This is a genomic window from Shewanella dokdonensis, assembly GCF_018394335.1.
Taxonomy (GTDB): Bacteria; Pseudomonadota; Gammaproteobacteria; order Enterobacterales; family Shewanellaceae; genus Shewanella; species Shewanella dokdonensis.
Window position 1 is genome coordinate 1,404,950 of sequence record NZ_CP074572.1, and the last position, 15,905, is coordinate 1,420,854.

A 15,905-nucleotide genomic window follows, 5' to 3' on the forward strand; every position below is an offset into this window, starting at 1 on the left:
CTTTCACTGAACTAGGACATTTAGGTGAGCAGCAAAATAATCAAATATGAACGGATACAAAGGGAACAACACGTTATTGCAGGAATACCTGTACAAGTATCCTATGATCGCTTTACCACCAGATTCACGATAGCAGCGGAAGGATGTAAAAAATATTCTAAGATGCTTTGTTTTTGGCCAGTACATAATGCAAAATTTACAATTAATTCAAATAGTTTTAATTTAAAGATTCGCTATTTTTTATTGTGGAGTGCGAAAGTCACAAGTGGTGAAGAGGTGGTAGTGCAAGAACTTTTACCACGGCGCCGAAGACGCGCAATGATGCTGCTTGGTTACAGTGTTTTTATCATATTAATTAAAACTATTATGGTGATTATGGCTGCCTAATTCTGAGGGACAGCTGAACGCACTATGGCGGCTAATGTGGCGGGCAGTTGGCGCAAAGTGGCGGCAGACTGGCGTTGTATGCTAAAACAGTTTATGGCTATTTAATTCCTCGACTGACAGAGAGGAAGCGGAAATGGAAAATGACCAAATGATCAATTCTGAAGTAGTCAAAAACTTGAGAAAAATGCCGGTTGGTCGCAAGAGCAACTTGCCCAAGCAGCAGGCATCAGCTTGCGCACCATTCAACGCGTCGAAACAGCAGGAAAATCATCAAGAGAAACCAAGCTATGTTTAGCTGCCACGTTTAATGTGGATTTGGCAGATTTGGAAGTAAAACCTCATGTTATAAACACCACTAGACGCAGTAATTGGGTGGCAGCTACGCTATTTTTGCTAACGGCAACAGTGTCATGTATTGGTCTTTATAACGACGTGTCTAACCCGCTATTTTTTATCGCCAATTTAACTGCCATTAGCACATTTATCTACAGTGTATTTAGCTGGTATTTCGCATCAGCGCCAACTCTCCGAGCTGATATGAGGACCACGGTTAATGCTGGCTTTATATACCTTGCCATATTTGCTTTTTCTCGCTGTTGGGCAATTTGGGGACGGCGGTTCTCATGCCCATGCTGTTATCTCTGGCATTGTTTTGCAGCGTATTTTTCGTTATCAACCGATTGGTGGTGGGCAAGACACCAGATTCAAGCCCAAACCGAGGGCGTTAGCGAAAGATTACCGACTTGAGGTCCAATAAAAATACGCCGCGACTTTGCCATTATCGCGCCGTATTTTGGCCTAAATACAAGAGGCTAATTGCCTTGAGCCACCGCACAAGCAATGGTCAGGGCGTTCTTGGGCTGCGGCACCAGCGCGCTTAAATCGCTTGTGCTTGTTTCTAAAAATCCCCCGATTGCCGATGCATAGATTGACATAAGCATTGAGGGTTGAAATGGGAGTAACGGCAACTTACCAAGCCTCGCGCGCTCGACCGCCAGACGCGTTGGTTGGTAGTCAGCCCCAATACAGTATGCCAGCTCGGCTAATGAAAAAGATGTTGTCCCAGACAACTCGTAGCAGGTATTAGCGTGTATCGCCGCATCTGCCAGAACCGTCACAGCGGCAGTTGCGAGATCGTCGCGAGCCACGGCGGATATACCCGTAGCGCCCAAAGGGGCGGTTATGTGGCCATCATGTGGTGTTGCTAGTGCGCCAATTAACTCCGCGTAAAGGCCATTACGCAAGATAGTCCAGGTCATACCGCTTGCTTGAAGCTGCCGCTCCGTCCAACGATGCGCTAAGGCAAATCCTAAATGATCGCTGCTGCCTGACAGACTGGTATAGACGATATGCCGGACGCCTTGTGAGCGAGCCGCCGCGATAACATTACCGTGCCGTTGCATGACAACATCATCTTCAGCATACCCGGCAGAGGTGAGAAACAAGATATCAACATCCGTGAAATCAAGAGTGGCAGGATTATCGAAATCCATCTGGCGATCGAATCCCTGCGAGCGGCTGGCGGTGATAATGGGTAAGCCGCGCGCTTGAGCCTTTTGTGTCACAAGTGATGCTAGGTGGCCCGAAGCCCCGGTGATAAGAATCATAACGTTTCCTTTGTTGCATGGTTTCCTCTATCTTAAAGAAACCCTAGCCGCTTCATAAGGAGGCACAATTTTGTCGGCTACACACATTGATGTTCGTACGGCGTCAGCTATCGCGCCTTGCGGTGCTGAGGAGCATGAGGACTGCGGATTACGGCTGCTCCTTGAGCGGTTAGGTGAACGCTGGACGGTAATGACACTGGCGGAGCTGTCAAACGGCCCGAAGCGTTATCGGGAGATTGAAAAAGCATTAGTGGGAATATCGCAGAGGATGATGACCTTGACGTTGCGCAGATTAGAGCGTGATGGCTATGTTTTACGCCATATTGACCCCACGATTCCGCCAAGCGTCACCTATGAACTGTCAGCACTTGGACGTTCATTTTCAAGCCAAGTAGCCCTGCTGGTCACATGGAGCAAAGAACACAAAGCTGAACTTGAGTTAGCACGTTCGACCTTTGATAAAAAACATCGCCAACCGTAAGTTTTGATGTACTCAAACACCAACAAACCATGTTACCTTTACGTAACAAAATAGGGCGATGGCACATCGCTAGTGACCGCTACAGCATAGCTGGCACGCAAGTGTCGTAAATCTGTGGCTATAGTGTCAGGTATCTGTCTTGGTGGTGTCAGGGCGATTGCAGGTTAATATCACTATTATGACCTTATCTTTTAGCAACAAGTAAGGTCAGATGATGAGTAGAGATGTGAAATTAGATAAGAATATCATTCAAAAACTTCGTGCAATTAAATGTTGGAGCCAGGAAGAATTGGCGGTTGCGAGTGGACTGAGCGTAAGAACTATTCAGCGTGTGGAAAAAGTGGTACCGCATCGATAGAAACCACCAAAGCGCTGGCGTCAGTCTTTGCCGTATCCCCCGATGAGTTACAACTATCTCAAAAATTAGAAAATGTCACCTTTCATTTTATCTGTAAATATACATGGCTGTTTACCTTTGCTTTATCAAGTCTTTTCTTTGGCCTCTGGATTGTTGATATTCTGATACCAACACTGAAAGGTGCAGATTTTAACCAACAATACGAAATACATGGCAATTTTAGATATCTTGATTTTGGTGGCATCAGCTTTTTTGTTGGTTTTTTATGCTTAGCATTAAATGTATTCGTAGAGTATTTAAACAAAAAAATTAATTAAAAGCGCTAGTTATGTTAGCCATTAATAAATATTTAAGGTGCAATATTTAAGGTGCAATACATAAGGGCAAAATAGCATCTTTTGCTTGCATCATTATAAAAAGGTGTCTTGCAAGGGCAATAATATCGACAAGGAAGTTAAGTGCCTATTTATATAAAGTTAGAACGTTCCAATGAATATGTTGCTTTACTTGCAAAAGGTAAATGGGAACTGTCTTACCAAATCCAAGAGCTCGAACGGTGGTTAATTGAAAACTCAGAAGATTTAGTTGCCTCCCACTATATTGCGGATATTGGCTTCAGTATCCGAGAACAAGCATGTGGCGGTGGGGCTATTTTATCACCAGAAGCTATGTCGATTATGGGTAAACTTGGGATTAAGCTGTATCTATCTGAATATTGCGAATAACGCATAAAACTGAGGCTGACGCTTGTAGCGCGCAGCGCAGTTACCAGAAAAATATATGAGGTGCATACAGTCCTGCATGAGTCGATACGCTTATGTCGTTTTCCATCCCGACGCCCCATGTGTATTGGCACCGACCACAGCAGTTACTTAAGGTGCAAGCACAGTATTGGCGCTGGCATGCCGCGATTTTAGGTGATGATTTCACAACTGTCTTAGCCAAATAGCAACGCGTTCACACCGCCCGCCGCTAACCACATCGCCAGCATGTAGCGCCAGTTTTGCCGCAAAATAGTACGGCTACTGGCGTTGTAACGGCTCACCATCGATAAACCAACACCAGACAGTGGACTCACCGCGGTGGCGGTACCCCATACGGAGAGATACAAAAATGCCAACTGATTCATGTTGCTCACTAGCGGCATCAGTAAAGGCGCCACCAGCGATACACTGACAACCGGGTGCACACCTATGAGTCCCGCGAGGATCATAATGGCACTGATCCCCCAAAATAGTGTTGGTGTCAGATGCGTTGCCGAGAAACTGAATAGGGATGGATAACAGGCAATCATGGCCGCCACCCCGGTTGAAAACACCCCGGCCGCTAAAAATAACGAAAACTGACTGGCGACGCCGGCAAGGCGCTGCTCAACATAGTTCACCAGCACTTTACGCCGGGGTCTGCCGCGTAAAAATAGCAATGCTCCCAGGGGCGCAATGATACTGATGATGGTTAAAATATTGGTCTTTTCATATATGCTGTGCAGCGTCAGCACCACGATCGCCAGCAACCCAGGAATAAACAGACTGTCGCGTTTCAAGGGGTAACCACGAAACGCCTGCAAATTACCACGGCTGGCTTCGAAGTAAGTAAGCGCAAACATCAATCCCGCCATGATTACGCCAGGCAAGAATGTGGAAGTCCACTGCGCACCTGGGGCATAGGTCATTGCCACCCCAAAAGCCACAAAGAAAGGTGACCAGTAAGCGCCCGCACAGAAGCCACGCATCAGTACTCGGATCTGCTCATCGGTTAGGGGATTTTTACGCATTAGTCGATCACCTACCACGAAGATAATCGACAAGTTGATGGCCGCTCCTAACAGGTGACATGAAAGGATAGTTGACCAAAAGCCCTTACGGCCAGTGGGTTGTGATTGGTCTTCCTGTTCTGGATTGGTCAACGCCAGAAATGATACCGCTACGAACATAGATAACAGTGGCAAATTACGGGTGGTAGCACTCTCGAAATCCAGCCCAACGCCATGCAACATGCCCCATAGCAACATCAGCACTCCGGCGCCGAATAGTATCGCCGACTGTTTTCTGGCAGAGCGGCCAAGCGCCTTCCAGCAATAGCCTATGGCCAGCCAAGAAGCCAATGCTGGCAGATATGGCGGCCAGCCCAAGGCTAACACCAATAGATACAAGCCCCAGGTAGCCAGTACTAACCACCCGGCCAATTGACTATGGGATAAATGAGACGACAGCGCTGACATAGACCTTCCCGCACCGGACAACTCTGGTCTGGTCACGCCACCAGCCAGGCACAAAAACTGCCGCATTGTAACAGGTTTAATCCGCTGAATAATGGGTGACAGCACCACAAATATGCCTGTCATACCAGTTGGTAACAGCTACATGTGCTATCAGCATTGTTTCGTCACGCTGATGGCGATGTTGTTAACAAGCATGAGGCTTTAGTAGCAAAACTGAAGAAAACACCTGTAAAACCAAACTATTACATGACTCATCCAGCGATTGCCGAGATAAATAAACTAGAACTAAATCTCATTTTTTTAAATTTAGGTTGCACTAAATAAAAATATCAATATTATTCCAAACGATAATAATTCTCATTGGTATTACGGAGTAATTGATGACACGTATAGTCCCGGCCACGATTTCAGTGGTAAGTGCGCTCACCCTAGCCTTATCTGCGGCAACCGCCAGTGCTGCTGAACCAACCACCGACCATCAAGATGTTACCGAACAATCGCAAGCGACCTTAGATAATAAGGCGGCCACCGATGACCAATCACTGCGGGGCCAAACCGGTAACCGGCACCATAAAAAAGCCAAAGAAAAGATTGAAAAGGTTATCGTGATTGGTACTGCGGAGCAGCAGATCAAGCAATCTCTTGGGGTTTCTGTCATCACCTCCGAAGATTTAGAACGCCGTCCGCCGGCGAATGATCTCGCTGAACTGATCCGTAAGATGCCTGGCGTTAACCTCACGGGAAATAGTGCTTCTGGCCAATATGGTAACAACCGCCAGATTGACCTGCGTGGCATGGGGCCGGAAAACACTCTGATTTTGGTTGATGGCAAACCTGTATCATCACGCAACTCAGTGCGCATGGGGCGCTCCGGTGAACGTAATAGCCGTGGTGATAGCAACTGGGTACCCGCTGATGCGGTAGAAAGAATTGAAATTCTGCGAGGCCCAGCCGCCGCACGTTATGGTTCTGGGGCTTCCGGTGGGGTGGTCAACATCATCACCAAAGCGCCATCCAAAAATTACATGGCAGCGTTACCCTATTTACGAATCAGCCAGAAGATAGCTTAGAAGGCTCCAGTGAACGTGCCGGATTTAACCTCTCTGGCGGTTTAACGGATGAGCTGTCATTCCGCCTGTATGGCAACCTCAACAAAACGGATGCCGACGACCCACGCCTTAACGCTAACTTTGCCACGAGTGATACCGCCATGGCCCCCGCATACCGCGAAGGGGTACGCAATAAAGATGTCAACGGGTTAGTCCGTTGGGATGCCTCTAAACATCAGGTATTTGAATTTGAAGCGGGTTTCAGCCGCCAAGGTAATATCTATGCCGGCGATCGCGCGGTAAATAGCAATGGTTCAGATTTAATGGACGAATTAGCCAATAATGGTGTGGAAACCAACATTATGTACCGCCAAAGTGCTTCCATTGCCCACCGAGGGAGCTGGGACTGGGGAGACACCAACCTGTCATTCTCTTATGAAAATACCCGTAACCATCGTCTCAACGAAGGCTTGGCAGGTGGTGGCGAAGGCAGCATTACCTCCGACAGTGAATGGTCAACCTCGACCTATGAGACCTACGAACTGGCAGGTAGCGCCAGCGTACCATTTAAACTACTAGGGTTAGCCCACAACGGCACTCTCGGTTTTGAAGTCGGTCAAGATAAGCTGGACGACCCACACTCAGTTTCTCAAGGCACTATGGGTGGCGCTATTGATGGTTTGAGTGACGTCCGCAACGGAAAATCTGACAGTAAATACCAAGCACTATACGCCGAAGACAACATTGAACTGACTCGAGCATGGATGCTGACTGCTGGCGTGCGTATGGATCATTACGACAAGTTCGGCAATAACTTTAGCCCCTACGTCAGCAGCTCTTACGAACTCACCCAAGACTTGACCTTACGTGTCGGTATTGCCAAAGCGTTTAAGGCACCCAACTTATATCAGGCCAACCCAGATTACCTGTACTACACCCGCGGTAACGGTTGTCCAAACCAATTCCCAAGCCAAGGTGCTGGCTGCTATATTTTAGGTAATGATGATCTCGACCCAGAGACCAGTGTTAATAAAGAGGTTGGCCTGCAATATCAACACACGGGTTGGAATGCCAGTTTGACCTACTTCCGTAACGACTATGACGGTAAAATTGTATCAGGCTTAGTACCTTACGGTGAAAACGACAATGGTGCGTATCTGCTGCAATGGGTCAATGCCGACAAAGCCATTGTGGAAGGGTTTGAAGGTAACCTGAAAGTACCCTTGATTGGTGAATATGGTGAGGTGCTCAATTGGAACACCAATATCACCTACATGGACAAAAACCGCAACGAGACCACCAACCAACCGTTATCAGTCATCCCTCGTTACACCATCAACTCCATGTTGGATTGGCAAGTGATTGACGATCTGTCGCTGTCCTTTACCTGGACACGCTACGGTACTCAACGGCCACAAACCCTGACCTTAACAGGCGCCGATGCCGCTGGTGATGAACTGCGTGAACGTGAACCCTATAGTCTGCTGAGCTTAGGTGCCAACTATCACTTCAATGATGCTCTGCGCTTTAGTTTAGGTGTAACCAACCTGACGGATCGTCGTCTGTTCCGTGAAGCCACTAACTCAGCAGCGGGAGCCAATACCTACAACGAACCAGGACGCGCTTATTATCTGTCAGCGACCTATTCTTTCTAGCCATGGTGCAAAACCAAAGGCCGCACTCGACTGAATGCGACCTTTTACACATAACACATAATAAATTGAAATTTAATAGTTTTTATACATTATTGACAGTATTTAGCCATACCGTTAGCCGTTCACATCGGCTTTAGGCTAGATATATTTGTGGTTCTCGCTAGAGACGCCCCACCTAGAACGGCAGTCAGCCCCAAGTGAACTGGATGCGAGTTCTAGCGGCAACAGCGGCATTGTGATTTTTATCGGTCGCCGTGCAACAACAGCTCGCCTCCCGGTGGCGCTAAATCGTGTTTACCAGCATCACTCATGAGCACATGAGCAACCACCTATCGGGAGTGTTACCCAAAACGCTCGGCGGTTCTTCATATGTGCATACCGCATAAATACCCACACTATTTCTATGCTTCTTAGTCATTGCCAGCCTCAGCTGTAATACTGCCTCTATCGGATGTTATATAACTACATGTTTTTAATGTAGTTATAGTTATCACATTCAGCATCATCACTGTATTGTTTATCTCTAGTTCATAAAATCATATATAGAATATCGTATAATATATTTGACATACTATTTGTATTGTGTGTTTATTATACATGTTAGTGAAACGTGAATTAACTAACGCCACAAAATAACAAGACCCATACATATGAAGTGAAGAGGAAAGCCATGAAGCGCAATACAGCAATCGGACGGAGGGCACTGGCAGTATGTTTACTGCTTGGCACCACGCCGCCATTCCTGAGCTATGCCGATGAAACTGACGATGCTCAGAAAAACAAGAAAATGGAAACCGTCACCGTTACTGGCACCCGTATTCAACGGGCGGAATTTGTCACTAACAGCCCGATCTCTACCGTGGATGAAAAGGACATCAAATTCCAAGGTGCCACCACAGTGGAAGGCGTTCTCAACAAGATGCCGCAGTTTACGGCTGATGCTAACGAGAACGTTTCCAATGGTTCTGATGGTACTGCGCAGATAAACTTGCGTAATCTGGGTTCAAACCGCGTGCTGACACTGGTCAATGGACAGCGCATATTGCCAACCATGGCCATGGACATGAACTTCATCCCCTCGGCACTGGTAAAACGCATTGATGTGGTCACAGGTGGTGCTTCTGCGGTTTATGGCTCCGATGCCATCTCCGGGGTGGTTAACTTTATTCTGCAAGATGACCTTAACGGCATCATCTTTGACACTCAAGCCAGTACCTACCAGCACAACAATAACGATGATGGTTTACGAGACCTGGTGAGTAGCTATGGCTATGACACGGCACCCAGTTCAGTCACCGACGGTGAAAAGTATGACTTTAACCTTGCCGCAGGTACTGACTTTGCCGATGACAAAGGCAACATCACCTTTTATGCAGGTTTCCGCCGCACCGAACCAGTCATCCAAAGCGAACGCGATTATTCGGCTTGTTCCATCAGTGCCAATAGTGCGCTCAACGGCTATGTTTGTGGCGGTTCAGGCAACAACCCCTGGGGGCGTTTCACTGTGCTGAGTGGCCCCAATACCGGGGGCTCATATAACAACACCAAAGATGGTCAGAAGGTCTGGGATCAGTACAGTGATGATTACCTCTATAACTTTGGGCCGCTAAACTATACCCAACGTATGGATCGTCGCTACACCGCCGGGATGATGACCCACTATAACGTTTCCGACACCACACAGGTGTATGGCAGCTTTATGTTTATGGATGATCACAGCGTCTCCCAGGTTGCCCCCTCGGCGTTATGGTTTGGCAGTGATTTTGGCATCAACTGCGACAACCCGCTGATGAGCGAACAGCAGCGTTCAGCATTGTGCGGTACTGCGGCCGGGACCAGCGAGGTGATTAACACTTATGTGGGCTATCGGCTTGATGGGACCAATGCCCGCCCGCGCCGTGATGATCTGCGCCACACCGACTACCGCTTTAACTTTGGTCTGAAAGGCGACATTACCGATGGTATCAGTTATGACGTGAGTTACCTGCGTACTGTGGCACTGTACCAAGAACGTTATATGAACGATGTTGATCAGTTCAAAGCGGCCAATGCGCTCCTGGCGGTCACGGATGATACTGGAAATATCGTCTGTCAGTCGGTGGTAAGCGGTACTGATAGTGACTGTGTGCCGATTGATGTGTTTGCCTACAGCGGCATCTCGGATGCAGGGCTAGATTATATTCTTACTCCTAGCTCTACCGATAGCACCCAGACATTGGATGTTCTCAGCGGTTTCAGCCAGATTGATCTGGATTATTACGGCATCAAGCTGCCTTGGGCAGATATGGGGCCGGCCCTGGTGATTGGTGGCGAACACCGCCGCGAAGTGTATGAATTCAATGCAGATGCCATCGCCAAAGCCAATGGTTTGGATGATGCTTACGGCGAGATTAAAGTGAGCGAAGGCTATAGCGAGCTGGATCTGCCCATAATTGAAAATGCGCCAGGCGCAAAATATCTTGGTGTTACAGGTGGTTATCGTTACTCCAAATACGATAATAATGACGACCAAGGTAATGCTACCAGTTACAGCGCTAACACCTACAAGGTGGAACTGACCTACGCCCCTAACGATGATCTGCGCTTTCGCGGCAGCTACAACCACGCTATCCGCGCGCCGAATGTCAGTGAACTGTTCTCTTCGCAGGGACTGTCCAACTATTCCGGCAGCGATCCCTGTGCTGGTACCTCGCCCTCAGCCGATAAGGAAAAATGTGCTCGTACTGGTGTCACTGAAGCGCAATATGGCCATATTGTGGAATGCCCGGCAGATCAGTGCGTCTATCAGTTCGGTGGTAACCCTTCTCTGAAACCAGAACAAGCCGATACTTACACTTACGGAATCGTGCTCACCCCCACAGCGCTGCCAGATCTTTCAGTATCACTGGATTATTACACCATCAAGGTAAAGGACTATATCAGCACCATAGATCCTACGTTGATCATCAACCAGTGCCTCAGCACAGGTAACAGTTACTACTGTGACCTGTTCCATCGCAGCGATGCAGGTTCACTGTTTGGTACTGAAGGTTATGTGGTTTCCACTACGCTCAACACCGGTTATTTGCAAACTTCAGGTATCGATATCAATGCCACTTACAATTATGAACTGGGCGAATGGGGTGCACTGAACTTCCAGTTAGTGGGAACTTGGTTAAAAGAGATGGTGACTGAACCACAACCCGGTCTTGGCACCTACGACTGTAAAGGCCTGTTTGGCCCGACATGTGGTCAGCCCGCCCCGACTTGGCGCCATAATGCCCGCATGACGTGGGCAACACCTTGGTACGATGCCCAGGTATCACTGCTGTGGCGTTATCTGGGAAGCGTGGATCTTTCATCCAACACAGATAATGAATTCCTGGCAGGAAATGATCATTACTTCGTTAACGACCATATTGGTGCATACAACTACTTTGACCTGTCCGGTAGCATGACCTTGACTGACAACATTCAGTTGCGGGCAGGTATCAATAACCTGTTAGACAAGGATCCACCAGTGATTGTCTCTAACGTGTTGAGTGCCTTTGGCAACGGCAACACCTTCCCTGGCATCTATGATCCACTTGGCCGCCAGCTGTTCATCGGTCTGACCGCTAAATTCTGATCGATTTCGAGTTTTACAGGGTTACTCCCTTGCCCTCCCTGTAAGCCAAGCCCCTGCAAAGGGGCTTTTTTAATGGGCGTTCAGTCTTTAGGTGCCAGCATCTGCTCCGGTCTAACCGCCTGATTAAACGCTTCTTTGCTTAAAAATCCCAGCTGTTCTGCGGCCAATTGCAAGCTGATATTGTCATGCAGCGCTTTCTTCGCTACCTGAGCGGCCTTATCGTAACCAATCACCGGATTCAACGCAGTAACCAGCATCAGGCTATGTTCGAGGTTATGTTGCAGTTGTGCATGATTAACTGCCAGCCCCTGTAAACAATGCTCGTTAAAACTCGCAAGTGCATCACTAAGCAATTGAATACTTTGCAAGATATTGTGAATGATCAGTGGTTTAAACACGTTTAACTGTAAATGTCCCTGCATGGCTCCAGCCGTTATCGCGGCATCATTGCCGATGACCTGACAGCCCACCATCGACAGCGCCTCACATTGGGTCGGGTTGACCTTGCCCGGCATAATACTGGAACCGGGTTCATTGGAAGGCAGCAACAACTCATTTAAGCCACAGCGCGGGCCACTGCCCAGTAACCGAATGTCATTGGCTAACTTAATCGCAGCAACGGCAGTGGTTTTCAAGGCTCCCGATAACTGCAACAGCGGCTCATGAGCGGCTAACCCAAAAACTTGTTATCCATTTCGCGAAATGGCTGTGCCAATTCATCGGAGACATATTGCACGACTAATGTCGGAAAAGCTTTGTGACTGTTAAGTCCGGTGCCCACCGCAGTGCCGCCAATCGGCAAGGCTAAAACCCCGTTCAGAGCCTGTTTCAAGCCGCTCCTAGCACACTGAAACTGCGCCGCAAAGGCACTGAATTCCTGCCCTAAGGTCAAAGGGGTTGCATCTTGCAGATGCGTCCGACCAATTTTAATCAGCGCCTGCCACTCAACCGCCTTGTGCTGCAACTCAGTAATGATGTGATCGAGTGTAGGCAGCAATTGCTGTACCAGCGCCTCACTCGCGGCCAGATGCATCGCGGTAGGGAAAGTATCGTTACTGCTCTGGCCTTTATTAACATGATCGTTGGGATGCACGGGCGTTTTACCACCGCGTTTGCCTGTCAGCAGTTCATTGGCACGTCCCGCCAGCACCTCGTTGAGATTCATATTGGTCTGAGTGCCGCTGCCCGTTTGCCACACAACTAATGGAAAATTATCTTGGAGTTGTCCGGCAATCACGTCATCGGCAGCCGTCACAATCGCCTGCGCCACACGCTTATCCAGAAGCCCTAGCTGTAAATTGGCAAGCGCGGCACTCTTTTTCAGAATGGCATAAGCCCGGATAAACGTTGGGGTAAAACTAAACCGCTGACTGCCACCGATGCGGAAATTTTCGCTACTGCGCTGAGTTTGGGCGCCCCAGTAACAGTCTGCGGGCACCTGTACGGCCCCCATACTGTCACTTTCTTCGCGCTGGGAAACATCTGCGCCTAGTTGAAGTTTGTGATGAGCCATAACGACATCCCATTTTCATTATAGATATGTCTAACTCTATGCTAGCCTCGCTGTTGCGCCAACCATTGGAACGCTATAGCAATAAAAATCCCCGTATAAAACGGGGATTTTTAGGGTAACAATAACAGCCAATATTAGGCTTGTGCTTTGTAACGTTCTGCCATAGCGTTAGCGGCAATCATCGCTTGATAGACATCGTCTTCGGTCAGTTCCATGGTCATATTGCCCATGGTGTCACCTTCAGCACAGGCGATTTTGGCAACATTGCGCCACTCAGCTTCAACAAAGTTCTTTAAGCCCATATCAGCCAAAGTCAATGGCAAACCGGCAGTCTTGATGATACGGATAACTTCATCAACTTCAGCCTTGGGGGCATTTTCCAGAACCAACTGTGTCAGCAACCCGAACACCACTTTTTCACCATGCTGCGCACGATGCAGGTCAGGTACTGCGGACATACCGTTATTGACGGCATGTGCACATGCCAAGCCACCGGCTTCGGCACCAACACCACTCAGATAGATGGTGGCTTCTATGGTCTGTTCCAGCGCTGGGGTCACTATCTTGTTTTTAACGGCATCCATGGCTGCGGCAACGTTTTCACGCAGCAACTTGTAACACAGTTCAGCTAAGCCCAAACCAGTACGGGAAGGCTTTTTCAGAACCAAGTTAACGCCGTCAGCGGCATAACATGTACGCGCTTCAAAGTAAGTGGCTAAAGCATCACCAATACCCGCGGCGAAGAAGCGCGCTGGGGCGGCACACAGGATTGAGGTATCTGCGATCACCGCATCTGGGTTTTGCGGCAGGAACAGGTAACGTTCAAACTCGCCAGATTCTGTGTAGATCACCGCCAAGGCGGTACAAGGGGCATCGGTAGAAGCGATTGTTGGATACAGCACTACAGGCAATTTATGGTAGTAAGCAACGGATTTAGCAGAGTCGAGCGTTTTACCACCACCGACACCCACAATCACATTAGCGTGTTGCTGTTCGGCTAAAGCCCCCAGACGTTTAATCTCTGCGTCGCTGCATTCGTAATTGAATTTTTCTACTGCGGATTTGATGCCAGCACTGCTCAAGCTGCTGACCGCTTCATCTTGCACTCGATCCAGAATGAATTCATCGCTGATGATAAATGCGTTATCACCGAAATCCTTCACATAGTCCTGCATCTGCCCCAGCAAGCCTTTACCTATGATAAATTTTTTAGGTGAGGTTACTGTGCGTGGTGTAATTGTCATAACTCCTCCAAAACTCTCTAGTAAATTGCGTCCCTTAATTTTGTGACACACATCATACTCCGATAAATTAACTACAGCTTAATTTCACAGCAAATACACTTAAAAAAATATGGCAATACAACTTGCCAAGTTGCAATGTATTAGCGTTAACCATTTGTCTCAGCTAGCATTAATCTCAATTTCTAGGAATGGATGGAGCAAACGATGACCGATCTCAGACAACGGACAGTGCTGATCACCGGCGGAGCCTCAGGAATCGGGCTGTTAATGGCCCAATATTTTGCCAAAGAAGGCGTAGCCAAGGTGGTCTTATGGGATATTAATGCCGCTTTGTTGCAACAAGCCATCAGTTCGCTACAACACCATTTTGGGCAAGAACGGATCTGCGGCTGGCAGGTAGATATTTGTCAGTCCGCACAGATGCACGAAGCGCTACAGCAGATGCGTGTTGCCGGGATCGGGGTTGATATTCTGGTCAATAATGCAGGCATTATTGTGGGTAAAACGTTCAGTGAACATTCCATCGCAGATATTGACCGCACCATGGCCGTCAACACCATTGCCCCCATGCGACTATGTCTGGCGTTACTTCCTGATATGTGTGCCAATGGCTTAGGTCATATCGTTAATATCGCGTCCGCCGCAGGATTGGTGGCAAATCCAAACATGTCTGTCTATTGCGCCAGTAAATGGGCTGCCGTGGGTTGGTCTGATTCGCTCAGGCTGGAAATGGCGCAGCAATCTACGGGAGTAAAGGTCACCACCGTGATGCCTTATTACATCAACACCGGCATGTTTGCTGGAGTACAATCGCGGATACTCCCGATACTCAAACCCGATAAGGTTGCCAAACGCATTGTCGCCGCAGTGAAACAGGACAAAAGCACGCTGAAAATGCCTCGTTTGCTGTATCTGTTACCCCTGTTGCAAGGGCTATTACCGCAACGCTGGTTTGACAAAGTAGTTGGGGAATGGCTGGGGATTTACCACACCATGGATACCTTTCACGGCCGCAGCGATCCCGATTAACTGCCGCCCAGAGCGAAGGCATTTTTGATGCCAGCAATCACCATACCAGTACCAATCACCGCCACAATTAACCCCATCAGCCGGGTAATCACCCCCATGGCTGAGCGGCCAATGTAGCGGATGAAGCGCTCGCCAAAAATAAACACTAAGTAAGTGATCACACACAACAGCGCAAAGGCGAGGATAATAAAACTAATGTTGCCCAAACCGCCGTCTGCAGACAAGTTCATCGCGGTGGTGATAGTGCCAGGCCCGGCCAACATCGGCATTGCCAGCGGGAATGTTGCCGGATCATCGTCACTGTTATCACTGGCCAGTGAGGCATCCAAACTGTGGGGATGGTGCATACGTGAATGTTTACCCTGCAACATGTTGATACCAATCAGGAATACCAGGCAACCGCCAGTAATTCTAAAAGCATCCATATTCAGGCCGAACAACCCGAAAATCATTTTGCCAGCCACGGCAAATGCCAACACTATGATAAACGCTTGGATCACCGCCCGCCGCGCAATATCGACCCGATGCTGCGAGCTCATGCCTTCGGTGAGACCGAGAAACACCGGAGTATTGGCAATGGGATTCATAATGGCGAAAAAGGCCATAAATGCCGTAGCAAAATGCAAAAATAACGCTTCCATCAGTGGCTTGTATCCATAGCGGTCGGAACCGTTATGGTAGCAAGCCGTCAACGGCTTTTCAGCAGTTGTCACCAGAAAAACCAGACATCAGTCACTTCTTCTGAGCTTTTCCC

The 15,905-nt window shown here is 48.4% G+C and carries 16 protein-coding genes; 10 read left to right on the plus strand and 6 right to left on the minus strand.

The features are described 5' to 3' along the window. Positions 1 to 24 precede the first annotated feature (24 nt). The 3 genes from KHX94_RS06795 (at position 25) to KHX94_RS21770 (ending at position 1,134) form a co-directional block, all read left to right on the plus strand. Positions 25 to 387: a hypothetical protein gene (locus KHX94_RS06795; RefSeq protein WP_213682857.1), complete on the plus strand. Its 363-nt coding sequence runs from the start codon at positions 25 to 27 to the stop codon at positions 385 to 387. Between the two features lie 133 nt (positions 388 to 520). Beyond that, on the plus strand, positions 521 to 682 hold the full coding sequence (locus KHX94_RS06800; protein WP_213682858.1) for a hypothetical protein: 162 nt from the start codon (positions 521 to 523) through the stop codon (positions 680 to 682). Further along, on the plus strand, positions 619 to 1,134 hold the full coding sequence (locus tag KHX94_RS21770; protein ID WP_425314045.1) for a hypothetical protein: 516 nt from the start codon (positions 619 to 621) through the stop codon (positions 1,132 to 1,134). The genes KHX94_RS06800 and KHX94_RS21770 overlap by 64 nt, the downstream gene beginning before the upstream one ends. 65 nt (positions 1,135 to 1,199) lie before the next feature. On the opposite strand, the gene KHX94_RS06810 is transcribed toward KHX94_RS21770, so the two are convergent. After that, positions 1,200 to 1,994 (minus strand): NAD(P)H-binding protein, encoded by a 795-nt coding sequence (locus tag KHX94_RS06810; RefSeq protein WP_213682859.1) that lies wholly within the window; start codon positions 1,992 to 1,994, stop codon positions 1,200 to 1,202. A gap of 70 nt (positions 1,995 to 2,064) precedes the next feature. Between KHX94_RS06810 and KHX94_RS06815 the strand changes: the two genes are divergently transcribed. The 3 genes from KHX94_RS06815 (at position 2,065) to KHX94_RS06825 (ending at position 3,558) form a co-directional block, all read left to right on the plus strand. Next, the gene (locus KHX94_RS06815; protein ID WP_213682860.1) at positions 2,065 to 2,475 is read left to right on the plus strand and encodes a winged helix-turn-helix transcriptional regulator; all 411 of its coding nucleotides are present in this window, start codon (positions 2,065 to 2,067) and stop codon (positions 2,473 to 2,475) included. A gap of 270 nt (positions 2,476 to 2,745) precedes the next feature. Further along, positions 2,746 to 3,150, plus strand: coding sequence for an XRE family transcriptional regulator (locus tag KHX94_RS06820; protein WP_244859365.1), 405 nt, complete (start codon positions 2,746 to 2,748; stop codon positions 3,148 to 3,150). Between the two features lie 141 nt (positions 3,151 to 3,291). Then, positions 3,292 to 3,558 (plus strand): hypothetical protein, encoded by a 267-nt coding sequence (locus KHX94_RS06825; RefSeq protein ID WP_213682861.1) that lies wholly within the window; start codon positions 3,292 to 3,294, stop codon positions 3,556 to 3,558. A gap of 212 nt (positions 3,559 to 3,770) precedes the next feature. Here the strand turns inward: KHX94_RS06825 and KHX94_RS06830 are convergent, their stop codons facing one another. Then, the gene (locus KHX94_RS06830) at positions 3,771 to 5,054 is read right to left on the minus strand and encodes a hypothetical protein (protein WP_213682862.1); all 1,284 of its coding nucleotides are present in this window, start codon (positions 5,052 to 5,054) and stop codon (positions 3,771 to 3,773) included. 380 nt (positions 5,055 to 5,434) lie between these two features. Between KHX94_RS06830 and KHX94_RS06835 the strand changes: the two genes are divergently transcribed. The 3 genes from KHX94_RS06835 to KHX94_RS06845 all read left to right on the plus strand — a co-directional run bounded on the left by KHX94_RS06835 (position 5,435) and on the right by KHX94_RS06845 (position 11,365). Further along, on the plus strand, positions 5,435 to 6,124 hold the full coding sequence (locus KHX94_RS06835) for a TonB-dependent receptor plug domain-containing protein (RefSeq protein ID WP_213682863.1): 690 nt from the start codon (positions 5,435 to 5,437) through the stop codon (positions 6,122 to 6,124). Continuing rightward, positions 6,067 to 7,758, plus strand: a complete 1,692-nt coding sequence (locus tag KHX94_RS06840) for a FepA family TonB-dependent siderophore receptor (RefSeq protein ID WP_213683357.1) — start codon at positions 6,067 to 6,069, stop codon at positions 7,756 to 7,758. The genes KHX94_RS06835 and KHX94_RS06840 overlap by 58 nt, the downstream gene beginning before the upstream one ends. Positions 7,759 to 8,428: 670 nt before the next feature. After that, entirely contained in the window at positions 8,429 to 11,365 is a 2,937-nt protein-coding gene (locus KHX94_RS06845) for a TonB-dependent receptor domain-containing protein (protein WP_213682864.1), read from the plus strand. Between the two features lie 80 nt (positions 11,366 to 11,445). Here the strand turns inward: KHX94_RS06845 and KHX94_RS21045 are convergent, their stop codons facing one another. The 3 genes from KHX94_RS21045 to KHX94_RS06855 form a co-directional block, all read right to left on the minus strand. Further along, positions 11,446 to 12,018, minus strand: coding sequence for a lyase family protein (locus KHX94_RS21045; RefSeq protein WP_280529629.1), 573 nt, complete (start codon positions 12,016 to 12,018; stop codon positions 11,446 to 11,448). Positions 12,019 to 12,035: 17 nt separating this feature from the next. Further along, a complete protein-coding gene (locus KHX94_RS06850) occupies positions 12,036 to 12,878 on the minus strand; it encodes a lyase family protein (RefSeq protein ID WP_280529630.1) in 843 nt (280 codons plus the stop codon). A gap of 134 nt (positions 12,879 to 13,012) precedes the next feature. Next, a complete protein-coding gene (locus tag KHX94_RS06855; protein ID WP_213682865.1) occupies positions 13,013 to 14,122 on the minus strand; it encodes a glycerol dehydrogenase in 1,110 nt (369 codons plus the stop codon). 204 nt (positions 14,123 to 14,326) lie between these two features. Here KHX94_RS06855 and KHX94_RS06860 point away from each other — a divergent pair, with 204 nt between their 5' ends. Then, the gene (locus tag KHX94_RS06860; protein WP_213682866.1) at positions 14,327 to 15,151 is read left to right on the plus strand and encodes an SDR family oxidoreductase; all 825 of its coding nucleotides are present in this window, start codon (positions 14,327 to 14,329) and stop codon (positions 15,149 to 15,151) included. On the opposite strand, the gene KHX94_RS06865 is transcribed toward KHX94_RS06860, so the two are convergent. Then, entirely contained in the window at positions 15,148 to 15,864 is a 717-nt protein-coding gene (locus tag KHX94_RS06865) for a MarC family protein (RefSeq protein ID WP_342345814.1), read from the minus strand. The genes KHX94_RS06860 and KHX94_RS06865 overlap by 4 nt on opposite strands. Positions 15,865 to 15,905: the final 41 nt, after the last annotated feature.

Coding starts and splice junctions, on each gene's coding strand:
- KHX94_RS06835 (WP_213682863.1), top strand. CDS start 5,435: ATGACACGTATAGTCCCGGCCACGATTTCAGTGGTAAGTGCGCTCACC.
- KHX94_RS06855 (WP_213682865.1), bottom strand. CDS start 14,122: ATGACAATTACACCACGCACAGTAACCTCACCTAAAAAATTTATCATA.
- KHX94_RS06810 (WP_213682859.1), bottom strand. CDS start 1,994: ATGATTCTTATCACCGGGGCTTCGGGCCACCTAGCATCACTTGTGACA.
- KHX94_RS06800 (WP_213682858.1), top strand. CDS start 521: ATGGAAAATGACCAAATGATCAATTCTGAAGTAGTCAAAAACTTGAGA.
- KHX94_RS06845 (WP_213682864.1), top strand. CDS start 8,429: ATGAAGCGCAATACAGCAATCGGACGGAGGGCACTGGCAGTATGTTTA.
- KHX94_RS06860 (WP_213682866.1), top strand. CDS start 14,327: ATGACCGATCTCAGACAACGGACAGTGCTGATCACCGGCGGAGCCTCA.
- KHX94_RS06830 (WP_213682862.1), bottom strand. CDS start 5,054: ATGTCAGCGCTGTCGTCTCATTTATCCCATAGTCAATTGGCCGGGTGG.
- KHX94_RS06850 (WP_280529630.1), bottom strand. CDS start 12,878: ATGGCTCATCACAAACTTCAACTAGGCGCAGATGTTTCCCAGCGCGAA.
- KHX94_RS06820 (WP_244859365.1), top strand. CDS start 2,746: ATGTTGGAGCCAGGAAGAATTGGCGGTTGCGAGTGGACTGAGCGTAAG.